This window comes from Anaerobacillus sp., assembly GCF_046314235.1.
Classification (GTDB): domain Bacteria; phylum Bacillota; class Bacilli; order Bacillales; family Anaerobacillaceae; genus Anaerobacillus.
Genome location: NZ_JBKBWN010000029.1, coordinates 9606 through 24012, shown reverse-complemented (window position 1 = coordinate 24012; position 14407 = coordinate 9606). Strand labels below are relative to the sequence as shown.

Here is a 14407-nt window from a genome sequence, read left to right as displayed (position 1 = left end):
ATTATCCGGTATTAGCTTCGGTTTCCCGAAGTTATCCCAGTCTACAGGGCAGGTTGCCCACGTGTTACTCACCCGTCCGCCGCTAAGAAGAAAAAAAGTAAACTTTTTTTCAACTCCGCTCAACTTGCATGTATTAGGCACGCCGCCAGCGTTCGTCCTGAGCCAGGATCAAACTCTCCATAAAAGTGTTTGATATAGCTCAAAAATTTTCGTTACATTGACGAGATATTACTATCTCTTTAATTCGCTTGGCTGTGTGTTCAGTTTTCAAAGAACAATACCTTTTTCTAAAAGCAGTCCGTCGTTTTCGGTGATAAACCCTTTTAAAACAACAGGTTTTTATCATAACATAGCTAAGCTTATGATGTCAAATACTTTTTTAAAAAGTTTTCAACGTCGCTTGCGGCGACATATATTAATATATCACAATAACAATTTGTTAGCAAGAACTTTTTAAAATAATTTTTGTGTTATTTTGTCGTTCTCGCCTGACAGAAATTTATTCTACCTTGTTTTTATTCTGAAGTCAATACATGAAATCAATTTAAAAACCATGGAATTTTCTATTTCTCCCATTTAAATTTGCACAGCATCATTTAAGATTATTCATTTGTTTTTTATATCTTTTCACTTTAAAAAAGTCTCCCCCTTTTGCTTTGGCATCATCTGTACCCCAGCTTATTGTTTTATCGACCTTTTTAAGAAGCGGGATATGCTTTGAACAATGAAGGTAAGCTTCTTCAACTTCAACAGCAACCCAACGTTGAGCATAGCGATCACCCTTTACTTCATCTAATACCGTTGACGAGATTTCAATCGTTGTTTCTAATTGCTCTAATTCCAATATACTCACCTTGCCATTTATATGTAAGCCAATCCCTTTATCATAAAAGTCAATAATTAAAAGACCAATGTGAGGATTTTCTATAATGTTACCTAGACTGGCATTGACACCGTTTCCTTTATACTCAGGGAACATTAGATTTTTTTCATTAATAACTTTAATAAATCCTCCTTCACCGTAACGAAACGAAGAATCACAGTTTCCAAATTGATCTGCCGTTGAAATAAACAACATTTCTTGGTCTTTAATAAACTCCATCATTTCAAACGTTAAATAATTCACCATTTGATTTCTATAGAAGGCACCAGCCGAATTTTCCGTCTTAAACCTTTTCTGTAATTCTCTTTCTCCATTTGAACCGAACTGAAAACTCAATATAATCACCCTTTAATTAAACTTTCCTTAATTTTAATTTATTATAGTAGTATTTTTTCATCATAAATAAAACGATTTTATGACATGGACTACTAAACGGAAGATTGTAAACTAAAGAAATAAAACAGTTGACAATTAATATTCAGTTTTTTATGATAATTGTAAACCAATATAAAGAAGAGGTGGACAATCCGTGGTTAAACAACGATTTCGCGCTTTAGACATTACATATGTAGCTATGTTTGCTGCATTAATGGCAATTGGGGCAAATGCAACTTCATTTATCACAATTGCTTCTATCCCACTAACATTGCAAACATTTTTTGCAATCCTAGCCGGAGCTTTATTAGGTTCTCGACTCGGCAGCCTATCGATGATCGTTTACACATTAGTTGGTTTCCTTGGGGTTCCAGTGTTTGCAAAACTTAGTAATGGCTATGCTGCTATTATGGGGCCTACTTTCGGTTTTATTTTATCCTTCATTATTCTAGCCTTTGTAACTGGGAAAATCGTCGAGGCTAAAAGCAAACCAACTTTAACGACATTCTTTATTGCCTGTTTTGTGGGACTAATACTGAACTATGTAATTGGTACAACATACATGTACGCATCATTCAAATACTTTTTAGGAATGGAAGACTTAACGTATCTTGAAGCCTGGAAATGGATGGTCGTTTTCCTTTACAAAGATATTGCAGTAACAGTTCTTGCTGCGTTACTATGCCCGAAAGTTTATAAAGCTGTTAATAAAACATCTAAATTAACATCTAAACCTGCCGCTTAAAAAGAAAATTTTAAGGACTTTTTTAAGCCGCACTTTCAAAAGTTTTCACTAAAAAGGTCTATCGCCAATTGTTTGCGATAGACCTTTTACATTGCTTGAGGATTAATAATGAAGTCGTCCAACAAGTATATGCCATTATCATATATAAATGCTAACGAAAAACTTATATAATCACTTGGCGGAAAACCAAACCTAGCGTAGCGGTGATATTCTACAAACTTTTCACGATTATCATAGAAAACTACTAATACATCTTGCCCTGTAATTACTACTCGATTTTTATCTTTTGTGATCTTTAAAGCTTCAAATGGTATTAACCCTAAAGCTGGATTCAAAATCGTATCTCGAACAGTATCATAATAGTTTGTTTCCTTTTGTTTCTGCGAGAAGTTCCGTGTATCGCTAATATACTCTTGATATTGCGGCTTATATACGTACAACTCGTTAAATTCATCAAATATCGATTGAACAATTAAATGAAAACCTTTATCAGTTACTCTCCCCTCTAATAATTGAGCTATCTCTTCCGATCTAGAATAAGAACGATTATAGAAATAATCTTCTTTTTGGGCATGGTCTTTAAATAGTTCACCAATATCGGCAATGAGCACGTAGTAATCACTTTTTAACTTTTCCTCATTAACTATTCCTGTACCTATGAACGTAGTAATAAAGAATAACGTAATCACCGCCGCCCATATCAGTATTTTTTTCAAACTATCTCCCCCCTGTTTTTATCCTCTCTATATTAGACGTATAGTTTCCATAAAAAGTTTCAATTTTTTCCAATAAATCCTTTTTTCTATCTATATAAACCTATCCCCTTATCACTCAAAATGAAAACCATTTTAAGTTATTTAGTTTTTCTTTCTATTAGATATAGAAGAGGGGTTCAAAAAGCTATGCTTTTAAGAACCCCTTTCTTCTCATTATATATATGACCTTGAATAACATAAACTTCTTCTTTGTTACCTTCACGACCATCAGGAAGATGATATATCTTTTTGGTGCGCTGATAGTTATGGGACAGTCTCTTAAACATCTTATTATTATAAGACCATTGCCGCAATCCAACCAAAGATAATTAACGGGACATTGAAGTGGATAAACGTCGGAACACAAGTATCCCAGATATGATGATGTTGCCCATCAGCATTTAACCCTGCTGTGGGTCCTAATGTACTATCTGATGCAGGAGAACCCGCGTCCCCTAATGCACCCGCCGTTCCTATTAACGCAATGGTAGCCAAGGGACTAAATCCGATCGCAAGCGATAGCGGTACAAATAGTGTTGCAATAATCGGGATTGTCGAAAACGACGAACCTATACCCATTGTGATAAATAAGCCAACAACTAGCATTAATAGCGCTGCTAAACTTTTATTGTCACCTATTAAACCGACAGATTGCTCAACTAATAAACTTACATGCCCAGTTTCGCGTATAACTGCTGCAAATCCTGAAGCAGTAATCATTACAAAACCGATGAATGCCATCATTTTCATCCCATCAGTTACAACCGTTTCTGCACTTTTTAAATTCATCATACCGCTAAACATTAAAATCGCTAAACCGAACAAAGCACTTAAGATCATTGATTTATACTCAACTTGAACAATTAACGAGCCTATAATTGCAATCACAGCTACGATAACCGCACGACTTGATACCGGTTCAACTGTGACAGCTACTTCTTCATTTGTTTGAACAGTCACATACGTTCGCTCTTTTCGGTATGTGAATATCAGAGCAACCACTAAACCAACTACCATACCTATAGTCGGGATTAATAAAGCCTTTGGAATATCAGCCATCGCTATCTCTAAACCACTTTCAGCCATGTTCGTTTCGATAATTCCGTGAAAGAGTAACCCGAACCCTGCCGGCAAGAGAATATACGGCGCTTTTAACCCGAAGGTGATGATAGTCGCAATCGCACGACGGTCTATTTTCAACTCATTAAATACCTGTAACAGCGGTGGAATTAAGATCGGAATAAAAGCAATATGAATTGGAACTAAATTTTGGGAGGAACAAGAGATTGTAAAAATAACGAAGATAATTAATACTTTCGATAGACTCTTATTTCTGCTTTCTCCTTCTTTACCCACCAGTTTGACCGCAAAGTCAACGATCACTCTTGGTAAACCGGTTTTCGAAATCGCAATGGCAAAAGCACCTAATAGAGCATAACTTAATGCAACAGTAGCACTACCACCTAATCCTTCCGTAAAAATTTTAATCGTCTCCATCAAGTCCAATCCGGCGACTAATCCACCAATGATCGCCCCTAAGAGCAAAGAAATCACAACATGAACTCGAACTAAACTTAAGATTAACATGACTAAAACCGCAACTAAAACTGCATTCATTTTTTCTCCTCTTTCTATACTTTACTCTGATAAATCGATAACGTGTTAAACCATTAAATAATTTATCATCGAAACTAGTATTATGTCAATAAAATATTTTAGGAGAATTATAATACATAAAAGAAACACGGCGGCCAAAATAAGCCGTTACCATCTCGATTTTAAAAGTCGCTGGATTTCCTTTCTCTTCGCTTTAAACTCTAACGGATTTTTGAGTCTCGTTCTAGGAAATCCAACGACATATAGTAAGTACTCAATAAATAGCTTTTCATACCAATGAAACAGGCCTAGAAACATTAAAAACCTAATCAGGCATGACCTGACTAGGTTTTTTATTGTGTCTACTACTAAAGGCAATTACGACTTCACTACTTCTAAGTTTTTCGATATAGTTACTGTGCAGCTTCAATTTCTGCAATAAGCATTTCCAAAATCTTCTTCCCGTCTTCGCCTACTTCATTAATAAAGAATTCACGAACAGGAATCGCTTTTTCACGGAAAGCTTCTCTTTGCTCACTGGTCAAGTTAATAATTTCGGTTGGATGGCGATCATTGTTTTCAATTGCACCTAATAGCTCATCGTTCATTCGTTCTTGCATCTCATAAGCTACCGGACGCATCTCTTCTACAGTTTCTAAGATTAACTCCTGGATATCGCTAGGCAAGCCTGCAAAGAAATCTGTATTTACTGTAGTCATCGCTACATAGATATTATGTTCTGAGATCATCATATAATCTTGAACCTCATGAAACTTTGCATCTTCAATAAAGAAGATTGGATTTTCCTGCCCTTGAACGACCCCTTGCTGAAGACTCGTATATAATTCCCCCCAGCTTAATTCTGTTGGATCGGCCCCATACGCTTCATATGAACGAAGAATGAGTGGCGATGTTTGTGTTCTCATTTTAAAGCCTACAAAATCATCCGGTGTCGTTAACGGTCGATCACCAGTCCACTGCATCGCCCCTTCTGTCCAATAGGCAAGTGGTTTAATGTTAAATTTCTCATACTTTTCAGTTAGATGAACATTCAGCGCTTCACTTTCATCTAAAATCTTTTGATTTAATTGCATATCATCTGTAAACAAGAAGTGCAAAGCAAATAGCTGCCCCTCACTTACCATCGTTCCTGTAAAGCCTGGAGAGACTATCGCAAATTCAACACCACCACTTTGTAAAAGCTCAACTTGGTTTACTTCACTTCCCAGTCCACCAAACTCGTAAACTTCGATATTGATTTGCCCATCAGACTTTTCATGAAGACGCTTGGCAAACTCTGCTGCATATTCATACTGCACTTGACCTTGCTGTTCTTCTGTAACAAACTTCCAATTATATGTGACTTCTCCTTCACCACCAGTAGACTCACTACCACAAGCAACTAAAAGCAAACTAAGTACAAATGCGATAACTACGAACAATACCTTTTTCTTGTTAAAAAACATCAAATACCCCCATTTATATTTTTTATTTACACCGGATGACCCGGGTATTTAAAATAAGTAACGATAAAATAACGAAATATCTTCAAAAAGAATGACCAATATTGAAACGATAATTAGCATGATGATGTACGGTGGTGTCCCACGAATAACATCAAGGTAGGATCTATTGAAAACGGCACTTGCCGTAAATATATCGACTCCAAATGGTGGTGTCGCAGATCCTAAAGCTGCCTGGAATGTAATCACTACACCCAAATGAACCGGATCAACTCCTGCCGCCATTGCTACTGGATAAAAGATAGGTGTTAAAATTAAAATTACAACAATCGGATCGACAAACATACAGCCAATAAAGAAGAAGATTGCAACAATGATTAGAACATGAAGGGCCGATGGATCAACAGGCAATACGGCTCCTGTCACCATTTGCGGAATTCTAGCATATGATATCACCCAAGAAAAAGCCTGACCTCCAGCTACAAGTACAAACACCGCCGATGTTACTAACCCTGTAGATAACGCGATATTAGGAATTTCTTTGAATTTAATCGAGCGGAAGATAAAAAGCTCTATAATTAATGCATATAAAACGGAGACCCCAGCAGCTTCTGTCGGTGTAAAAGTCCCTGAATAAATACCACCAACGATAATAATCGGAAACCCCAATGGAAATAACGCTTTTTTCGTAAATTGAAGGCGTTCGTTCCACGTTGCTTTATCTGCTAGTGGAATACGATAATGCTTTGCGTGAAAGTAACTATAAATCGAAAAAAATAAGAAAATAAGTACTCCCGGTCCGATACCAGCAATAAACAGATCACCAACCGACGTTCCTGATACTACAGCATAGACAATCATGCCAATACTAGGTGGAATTAATAAAGCGACATCACTAGCATTGATGATTAAAGCAATCGCATGGGAGTCTTTATACCCAATGGATAATAGCCGTTGCCGCATCGGTTTGCCTATTGCAACAACAGTCGCCTGAGTTGAACCAGAAATCGATCCGAAAAGTGTACACGCTGCAGCTGTTGTGATCGCATAGCCACCTCTGACATGACCAACAAAAGAACCAACAAAGTCTAATAGCCGTTTCGATGTTTGTCCGGTCGACATAATATCAGCCGCAAAGATAAACAGCGGAACCGCTAATAGAACATAACCACTTACCCCTTCCATCATTTGCTGAATCATAAAGATCGCATCGATATTAGGGAAGTAAATAAGTAAAACGATTAACGGTGCAGCAATTAACGGAATCATCATCGGAAAGCCTAACAACAGTAATACAACCATGATAATTAACAACGTTGCAACCATATTTTGTAGTTCCTCTCTATGATTTTTTTGTTATTAGACTTCTGAAAAGTCTTTTTTCTCAGTAGCGATATAAACCTCCTCTTCCTTAATGTTGATCCACATATTCCGTAAAAATTGAATGGCACCTAGTGTTAAACCGATTGGTACAAAGGCAACCATAAAATAGGCAGGAACTTGCATAGCCGTTGTTACTCTCCCCATACCTTTGATCCAAATAGCGTATTGATATGAATAATAAGCTAAGACAAGTAATACAATGGCTGTTACTAAAGAAATGACAATTGCTAGTATCTTTTTAACTGACTTTGGTGCTAAATCGAAAAATGCACTCATTCGAATATGTCGACCTTTTCGCGCTGCATAGCTAATCCCCATAAATGTAGCGATTATGACGGCAAACTGACTTACCTCCGCAGCAAATGACCAACTTTTCACTGGTAACGCCCTTGTAAAAACGTTTCCGACAACCATCACAGCAATTAAAATAATCGCGTAACTCAAAATAAACGTTTCTATTTTCATCAGAAACCGGTCCATTTTTCTAATAAACTTCAATCCCACCCCTCCTTATCATAGTAATCATCTCTATATAGTCGGTTTAATTAGTGGCAAACTCTTGTTTTTACAATGGGTTGTAGATGAAGGAGAACAACTAATCCGTTATTTCAGAAAGTCCGCACACCCATCATATACCAGTTCATTTTTTGGCTCAAACATGAAATTCAGCTGTAAGTTTGGATATTTTTTGGTAATTAGCTATCTACACTCATCAAAGAACAATTATAGAAAGATACTCCTAACTGCTCCTATTTCCTACACAACTCGAGGCACTTTATATAAACCCTTATTTCTTAACTCAAAGAACAAAGTGCAAGCGCCTTAGTTAGCTGGAAAAGCATATTTTCTGCAAAACAATAAAAAACTGGTCCCGTTTAAGAGACCAGTTTTATCGTATTAAAAGTTTCTTGCCAGCGTTGCAAGTGTGCGAACCATTGCTCCTGTTCCACCCTTTGGTCCAAATACACTTTCACTTTTCGACCAAGCCGTTCCTGCAATATCTAAATGTACCCATGGTGTATCCTCGGCAAATTCACCAATAAATAATCCTGCAGTAATACTTCCACCTTCACGACCTGGAGAATTATTTAAGTCTGCAACATCACTAGAACGAAGCATTTCTTTATATGGATCAAAATTCGGTAATCTCCATAAATATTCCCCTGCTTCACCAGCTGCAACTAATACATCCTCCATTAGATCTTCATCATTTGTAATCGCACCTGTTGTAATCCCTGCTAACGCAACTATTACCGCACCTGTTAAAGTCGCGACATCAACAATATAATCTGCACCTAACTGTTTAGCATAAGTAACAGCGTCAGCTAAAATTAAACGACCCTCTGCATCTGTATTACGAACCTCTATCGTTCTGCCACTTAACGAAGTAATAACATCACCAGGCTTTAAGGCACTACCGTTAATTAGGTTTTCCGAAGAAGGAATAACGGCCATAACGTTTACATCTGGCTTAAGGGCCCCGATTACTTCCATAGCTCCTAAAACTGAAGCAGCTCCACCCATATCCATTTTCATTTCATGCATGTTTGCTGCAGGCTTAATGGAAATACCACCAGCGTCAAAGGTTAAACCTTTCCCTACAAAACTTAAAACATTTTCCCATTTTTCTTTGCCACGATATTTAAGGACAATCATTTTCGGAGGTTGGTCAGAACCTTTGGCAACTGCTAAAAGTGCACCCATCCCAAGCTTCTCCATCTCCTCTTTTTCAAGCACTGAGTATTCCATACCATAACGATCAGCGATCTCTTTCGCTTTTACCGCTAAGTCAGTTGGTGTCATGTAGTTTCCTGGTGCGTTCACAAGAGCACGAGCAAAATTTGTTCCCGCTCCAAAAGATTCACCAACGATTAACGCTTCCTCAACAGCATCTTCATCTAGTGACGTGTATACTACTACTTTTTCAAGTGATTTTTGCTCAGCCTGCTTCTGCTTATACGTCTCTGTTCGATAGCTCGTCAGCACAAACGCCTCTGCTAAAGCTTTAGCAAAAACTTGATTATTTTTCTCTTCTGTTAAAAACGTATCTAAGGCAACTGCAACTTCTACCTGCTCGTCTTTTGTTAAATTTTTCGAAACGACAGCAAACGCTTCACGAACTCTTTCAAACGTCAATTCTGCTTTTTTACCAAGACCGACAAAATAAATAACTTTTGATTCAAGCTTTCCGAACGTATGTATTTTGTAAACTTTCTTAAATCCTGAAGACAGCTGTTTTTCCGCTAATAACTCAACGAGGTAGCCATCTAATTTCTTATCAATTTCCCTTACAATTCCATCAGGCTTTTTATCATCTTCAAAAAGACCAACAACTATCGCTCCTAATCTCTTTGCAAGTACATCTCCATCTTTAACCTTAAACAAAATACTTCACTCCTCATCCTAAGTTTTCATTCTATAATATTATAGCTTGTTCATCTATTTATTTCGAGAAACTAATATTATTCGATAAAAAAAATATCTGTTATAATATAAGCATCACGTCTAAATTTTAACGGAGAAATTATTACCATATACCGAACGACTAAAAATACTTTTAGGTATGAGCCAAATTGGGAATGAGAAGATAATAGAAACTAACCATGTGAAACAAATAAAAGTAGCTACTTGAATAGACTAAGAAAGGAAGCAATTATGGAACTACTAACAAATTTCCCATTATGGGCCGCATTAATCGCGATCGGATTTGCCCAATTCATTAAAGTACCACTTCAATATATCGCAACTAGAAAATTTGATTGGTCACTCTTAACTAGTACTGGAGGAATGCCTAGTTCACACTCCGGAGCTGTCACCGCATTAGCTACAGCCGTTGGTCTTGAAGAGGGGTTAGGATCGCCATATTTTGCCATCTCTGCAATCTTCGGAATCATCGTCATGTTCGATGCCTCTGGCGTTCGTAGACATGCGGGTGAACAAGCTACTGTTTTGAATCGTTTAGTCGAAGATTTTAACAAACTTGTAACAGAAGTGAAAACTTGGCCGCAAAAAGAAGAGCAAGAGAAGCAAAAAGAACTAAAGGAATTGTTAGGACATCAACCAATTGAAGTTTTCTTTGGAGGACTTACTGGCATTTTACTAACTTTATTTTTACACTTTTTACTATTCTAACTGTATAAGCAGAATAACAACGAAGAGACTTTCCCATAAGTGTAAGCACACCTCAACGTGATACCATATAGAAGTTTATATTTGTACACAATCTATTTAGTAGCCGAGGTTCTGACACTTTACTATGGGATAGCCTCTTTTTTTAGGAGGAAAATACATGAGACTTATTTCGATCTGCCCTAGCAACACCGAACTTCTTGCCTACTTAGGTTTAACTGACCAAATTATAGCTGTTGATGACTATTCGGATTGGCCTGAACAAATCAATAAATTACCTCGTCTAGGTCCAGACTTGAACATTAATATGGATAAACTTGAAGAACTTAAACCAGACTTGGTATTGGCATCACTTAGCGTACCAGGAATGGAAAGAAACGTTGAACAATTAAAAAGGAGGAACATCCCTCACATTGTCTTAAATCCAAACTCTTTAATGGATATTTACGAAAACCTTTTATTCGTTGGTGAAAAAACAGGGTGCATTGAAAGTGCCCAAGAAATCGCTAACCAATTTAAAAAGGAAATTGAAGACTATAAGGAATCCCATCAAGAGGATAAAAATGGTAGTATTTATTGGGAATGGTGGCCAAAACCAATATTCACACCTGGAAAAGCAAATTGGTTAACAGAAGTAAGTGAAATTGTCGGCGGGAAAAACTGCTTTTGCGACTATGACAAAGCAAACGTGCAAGTTACTTGGGAGGAAGTCATCGCAAAGAACCCTGATCATATTTGTATGGTTTGGGTAGGTGTAAAGGAAGAAAAAATGAACATAAAGCATATCATTAAACGAGAAAATGCCGCTACAATTACAGCTATTCAAAACAATAACATTTACATTCTTGAAGAGTCACTATTTTGTCGCCCTTCACCAAGGCTTATTGAAGGAATAAAGAGATTGTCCACTATATTAAACAAAACAAGCGAACATAAAAAATAGGTGCCTAGCACCTATAAAAATAAAAAGGTGCCAGGCACCAATGAAAGTTCACTTTCAACAACACATATGTAAATTTGATCTACACAAAACATCCAATCGAAGAAAGTGAACTTTTCTGTAAATACTATTTACAAGGTAGGCACGCCTGACACCTTTTTATTTTTAGTTTGCAAATGACAATTGTCTACGGAAAACTTGAACTGCTTCTGCTTCATTCAAGTTTTGCAAATGCTCTTCCGTTAAACGTCCACTACCTCTTTCTACTACATAAACTTCTACTTCTTTCTTGCCCCATTGGTCGAAAACATCTTGAACCGTCTCGTAGTACAGATCGATTTTATTTCCTTTAATAGCTGAACCTGTATCAGCTACAACCCCATATCCATAACCAGGGATAAAGAGAATTGATCCAATCGGAAAGACCTTTGTATCAGCTGCAATTGTTGAATATAGATCTCGCTTTACAGTTACCCCTGAAAAGGTGATCCCATACTGCGGATGACCAGGACGCTTCCCAGTTGATTCATAACCTGCTGTATAACCTGTCGCCACCACTTTTTGTGAAGGATACTGACTCCAATCAATGGCTTCCTCTAGCGAAATTGGTTCTGATTCCACAACCTCTTGACTACTTAAAAACTTCGTTTCACTACTAAACATCGGTAAACTTCTATTAGTTGGTGTATACTTTTTTAAGCTAGCATCTAGACTATGTTTCTCTTCTTCAACTTTAGTAGGAATTGAAAACTCCTCAGTCAACCACCAATTTGTCACTTGATTCGCACTTACACCCGAAATTGATTCAAATGTTGTTAACAAAGCCACACTAAATAAAACTGTCATTGTTACTCGTCTAAAAATCATTGTAACGATTTCCATTTTTTTCACTCCTCTCAATGTGTAATCTTCTCCAAAAAGAGTGAAGTTTATACAAAGAGAAAAGAAAAAAGTTAATTTTTCTAAATATTTCGTTATCGACAACTTTAGAAAAACTATATTATCACAGAAAACCATGGCGGCGAAACCTTGCCTCCACAATCTTTAATCAAAAGTCACTAGAATCCTTTTCTCTTCGCTGTAAAACTCTAACGAATTTTATTGTATGCTTTATGAAATCTAGAGACATTTTCTAAGAAGCTATCTAACAATTCAATAGGTTCTAACTAGAATTACTTAGGTTAGAATTTGACGAAGTGTTATCGCTTTAAGTAAACTTGTGTTATATTCTTATGATGAAGGCTTTACATATGGGGGTGAAATCTTGATAAGCATTCCACAATTAATTATTTCGATCTTATTATTTATCGTTTTATTCTTTGGAATTGGCTTTTTATTAAATATGTTGCTAAGGTCAACATGGTTTATGGCTATTATTTATCCTATTGTTGTCATTCGCATCGTTGATGATGTTAGTGTTTTCGAATACATTACTGCACCAATTAGCTCTTTTTCAGCTTTAGGAAGCAAATTAATTTCACTCCAGATTGCAGATATTGTTATTTTATCCGCTGGAATGGCTGGGGCACTTCTTGCGGGCCTTGCTAATAAGGTCCTAAGGTCAAAAGGCTATCAAATGTTTTAAGAATTTTTATGTACTCTAGTGAATTTCATTATTGGCTCAATCGAGCTATATCAATCTGAGTGTAGTTGCGATTGGTTTCTACGCAACTACATTTAGAACTTAATAGCGAAAATAATGAATGATGAAATTCATTAACTCACCATAAAAAAATGTACCACTCATTAGAGGGTACATTTTTCTTGTTCTCCTTTAGCCTTCTCACCTGTTCCTTGGCAACACTCACAAGTTTCCGATCCACCTAACAACAATTGAAAATAACCTTTTCCTGCACAATATGGACAATCATTTGCACCAAGTTTTACTTTCCCCAATTGGATCGCCCTCCTATATATTACTTTTATGTAAATATAGCAGTCACAGTAATTTTTGAAAAGTTCCAAATCCACGCAATTTAACGCATAAAAGCGCTATCATTTTGCATTCCCTTAAATTTTCAGATTATTTTGAAGTTTTAGTAAAATATTTTATAACTCGTATACTGGAACACATCTCCAGGATCTGGAGTTAAGGTTTGGAACGATTTTTCCTGTAGTTGTTTTAGAAATAAGTGAACCATCATTGATGTATTGGGATCCTGTTCTAATTCATCTCTCGTCATAAAAGCAACCTCTTCAATTTCTCCTGCTTGAACAGCTAGCCTACCACCAGTTTCTTCTAATAAGAATACGATCAGATTGTCACTAATTGTTTCTTTAATTACACCCGTCCTGAGACCAATAATATCAACCACTTTCGTCTTAATACCAGTTTCTTCTTCTACTTCCCTTACCGCTGCTTGATCAACGGTTTCTCCTTCATGAACAAAGCCAGCTGGAAATGACCAAAGATCTTTTAAACCACCATACTTCTTTTTGACAACTAGCCATTTTTCATCCTTAATAACGATACCTGCTGCTGCTAGCCAAACATTACTACGATCCTTTTTCACCTTCATTCCTCCCCTAGAATAATTCCCCCTATTTAGTTTAATTAATATTATAATAAGAAATTTTATATTTAAAGAGAAAGGTCCCAAAAAATAAAAGAGCTAACTCAATATCCGTTGAGTCAGCTCCTAAATTGTTGGGGCGATATATTAAGAGAATAAATTTAACTTCCCTTTTTTAACTACTAATGGTAAGCCACCTAAAAGATAAAGGTAACGATTATCAATGATTTTCTTCATTGTTGAGGCAGATGAACCGTATAGCTTTTTCGACCCAACGATTCCAATTGCTTCTTTGCCACCTAATGAAGCTACAGTACCTTTAATATCCGGTTTAAATGTTTCTAAATTGTCATTTCCAGAAATTAAGGAAATTAAATTTTTCGCAACTGTATACGATTGCTGAATAGCAATTTGAGCAGTTGGCGGATACGGTCGATTTAACTCTTCATTAATAATAAGCGCGCAAACAACGAATAGAAATAAAAACGTAAAAACAGGTGCTCATAAAAAAGGATAAAAATTAAATACTCGCCCACCGACATATACTCAAAGAAGTGTGACGGTAGGGCAATCGTTATCATTACATAAAATGCAATAGACATAATCATAAGTATGACAAGCATAA

15 protein-coding genes, 1 rRNA gene and 1 pseudogene are annotated in these 14407 nt (G+C 36.6%); 4 read left to right on the top strand and 13 right to left on the bottom strand.

The genetic code is table 11. From position 1 onward, the window contains the following. Both ACK4M9_RS21665 and ACK4M9_RS21660 read right to left on the bottom strand, forming a co-directional pair. Positions 1–184: ribosomal RNA gene (locus ACK4M9_RS21665) — 16S ribosomal RNA — on the bottom strand; the annotation flags it as partial. 408 nt (positions 185–592) lie between these two features. Further along, positions 593–1219: a pyridoxamine 5'-phosphate oxidase family protein gene (locus tag ACK4M9_RS21660; protein ID WP_409854856.1), complete on the bottom strand. Its 627-nt coding sequence runs from the start codon at positions 1217–1219 to the stop codon at positions 593–595. Positions 1220–1412: 193 nt separating this feature from the next. Here ACK4M9_RS21660 and ACK4M9_RS21655 point away from each other — a divergent pair, with 193 nt between their 5' ends. Then, positions 1413–2003: a biotin transporter BioY gene (locus ACK4M9_RS21655; protein WP_409854855.1), complete on the top strand. Its 591-nt coding sequence runs from the start codon at positions 1413–1415 to the stop codon at positions 2001–2003. Between the two features lie 86 nt (positions 2004–2089). Here ACK4M9_RS21655 and ACK4M9_RS21650 read toward each other — a convergent pair whose 3' ends face one another. The 6 genes from ACK4M9_RS21650 to ACK4M9_RS21625 all read right to left on the bottom strand — a co-directional run bounded on the left by ACK4M9_RS21650 (position 2090) and on the right by ACK4M9_RS21625 (position 9585). Next, the gene (locus ACK4M9_RS21650; RefSeq protein WP_409854854.1) at positions 2090–2719 is read right to left on the bottom strand and encodes a hypothetical protein; all 630 of its coding nucleotides are present in this window, start codon (positions 2717–2719) and stop codon (positions 2090–2092) included. A 333-nt stretch (positions 2720–3052) separates the two neighbouring features. After that, on the bottom strand, positions 3053–4375 hold the full coding sequence (locus tag ACK4M9_RS21645) for a Na+/H+ antiporter family protein (protein WP_409854853.1): 1323 nt from the start codon (positions 4373–4375) through the stop codon (positions 3053–3055). Between the two features lie 392 nt (positions 4376–4767). Next, positions 4768–5820: a DctP family TRAP transporter solute-binding subunit gene (locus ACK4M9_RS21640; RefSeq protein WP_409854852.1), complete on the bottom strand. Its 1053-nt coding sequence runs from the start codon at positions 5818–5820 to the stop codon at positions 4768–4770. 48 nt (positions 5821–5868) lie between these two features. Beyond that, on the bottom strand, positions 5869–7143 hold the full coding sequence (locus ACK4M9_RS21635) for a TRAP transporter large permease (RefSeq protein ID WP_409854851.1): 1275 nt from the start codon (positions 7141–7143) through the stop codon (positions 5869–5871). A gap of 33 nt (positions 7144–7176) precedes the next feature. After that, positions 7177–7698, bottom strand: a complete 522-nt coding sequence (locus ACK4M9_RS21630; protein ID WP_409854850.1) for a TRAP transporter small permease — start codon at positions 7696–7698, stop codon at positions 7177–7179. A gap of 399 nt (positions 7699–8097) precedes the next feature. Next, complete coding sequence (locus ACK4M9_RS21625) at positions 8098–9585, bottom strand: leucyl aminopeptidase (RefSeq protein WP_409854849.1); 1488 nt, start codon at positions 9583–9585, stop codon at positions 8098–8100. Positions 9586–9855: 270 nt separating this feature from the next. Between ACK4M9_RS21625 and ACK4M9_RS21620 the strand changes: the two genes are divergently transcribed. Beyond that, on the top strand, positions 9856–10332 hold the full coding sequence (locus ACK4M9_RS21620; protein WP_409854848.1) for a divergent PAP2 family protein: 477 nt from the start codon (positions 9856–9858) through the stop codon (positions 10330–10332). A gap of 157 nt (positions 10333–10489) precedes the next feature. Continuing rightward, positions 10490–11272, top strand: a complete 783-nt coding sequence (locus ACK4M9_RS21615) for a cobalamin-binding protein (RefSeq protein WP_409854847.1) — start codon at positions 10490–10492, stop codon at positions 11270–11272. A 162-nt stretch (positions 11273–11434) separates the two neighbouring features. Here the strand turns inward: ACK4M9_RS21615 and ACK4M9_RS21610 are convergent, their stop codons facing one another. Beyond that, a complete protein-coding gene (locus tag ACK4M9_RS21610) occupies positions 11435–12151 on the bottom strand; it encodes a 3D domain-containing protein (RefSeq protein WP_409854846.1) in 717 nt (238 codons plus the stop codon). A gap of 385 nt (positions 12152–12536) precedes the next feature. Between ACK4M9_RS21610 and ACK4M9_RS21605 the strand changes: the two genes are divergently transcribed. Beyond that, on the top strand, positions 12537–12854 hold the full coding sequence (locus ACK4M9_RS21605; protein ID WP_409854857.1) for a YuiB family protein: 318 nt from the start codon (positions 12537–12539) through the stop codon (positions 12852–12854). Between the two features lie 161 nt (positions 12855–13015). Here the strand turns inward: ACK4M9_RS21605 and ACK4M9_RS21600 are convergent, their stop codons facing one another. From ACK4M9_RS21600 to ACK4M9_RS21585, 4 genes and pseudogenes are all read right to left on the bottom strand, one after another. After that, the gene (locus ACK4M9_RS21600) at positions 13016–13165 is read right to left on the bottom strand and encodes a YuiA family protein (RefSeq protein ID WP_409854845.1); all 150 of its coding nucleotides are present in this window, start codon (positions 13163–13165) and stop codon (positions 13016–13018) included. Between the two features lie 140 nt (positions 13166–13305). Continuing rightward, positions 13306–13788, bottom strand: a complete 483-nt coding sequence (locus ACK4M9_RS21595) for an NUDIX hydrolase (protein WP_409854844.1) — start codon at positions 13786–13788, stop codon at positions 13306–13308. 141 nt (positions 13789–13929) lie between these two features. Beyond that, positions 13930–14247 (bottom strand): annotated as a pseudogene (locus ACK4M9_RS21590) (FAD-dependent oxidoreductase); the annotation flags it as partial. Then, positions 14220–14407, bottom strand: a 188-nt coding sequence (locus ACK4M9_RS21585) for a hypothetical protein (protein WP_409854843.1), incomplete at its 5' end; no start/stop codon positions are given. The pseudogene ACK4M9_RS21590 and the gene ACK4M9_RS21585, both read right to left, overlap by 28 nt.

Bases quoted from the DNA above. Each gene is read 5' to 3' on its own strand.
- ACK4M9_RS21645 (WP_409854853.1), bottom strand. From the start codon at position 4,375: ATGAATGCAGTTTTAGTTGCGGTTTTAGTCATGTTAATCTTAAGTTTA.
- ACK4M9_RS21615 (WP_409854847.1), top strand. From the start codon at position 10,490: ATGAGACTTATTTCGATCTGCCCTAGCAACACCGAACTTCTTGCCTAC.
- ACK4M9_RS21595 (WP_409854844.1), bottom strand. From the start codon at position 13,788: ATGAAGGTGAAAAAGGATCGTAGTAATGTTTGGCTAGCAGCAGCAGGT.
- ACK4M9_RS21635 (WP_409854851.1), bottom strand. From the start codon at position 7,143: ATGGTTGCAACGTTGTTAATTATCATGGTTGTATTACTGTTGTTAGGC.
- ACK4M9_RS21640 (WP_409854852.1), bottom strand. From the start codon at position 5,820: ATGTTTTTTAACAAGAAAAAGGTATTGTTCGTAGTTATCGCATTTGTA.
- ACK4M9_RS21620 (WP_409854848.1), top strand. From the start codon at position 9,856: ATGGAACTACTAACAAATTTCCCATTATGGGCCGCATTAATCGCGATC.
- ACK4M9_RS21610 (WP_409854846.1), bottom strand. From the start codon at position 12,151: ATGGAAATCGTTACAATGATTTTTAGACGAGTAACAATGACAGTTTTA.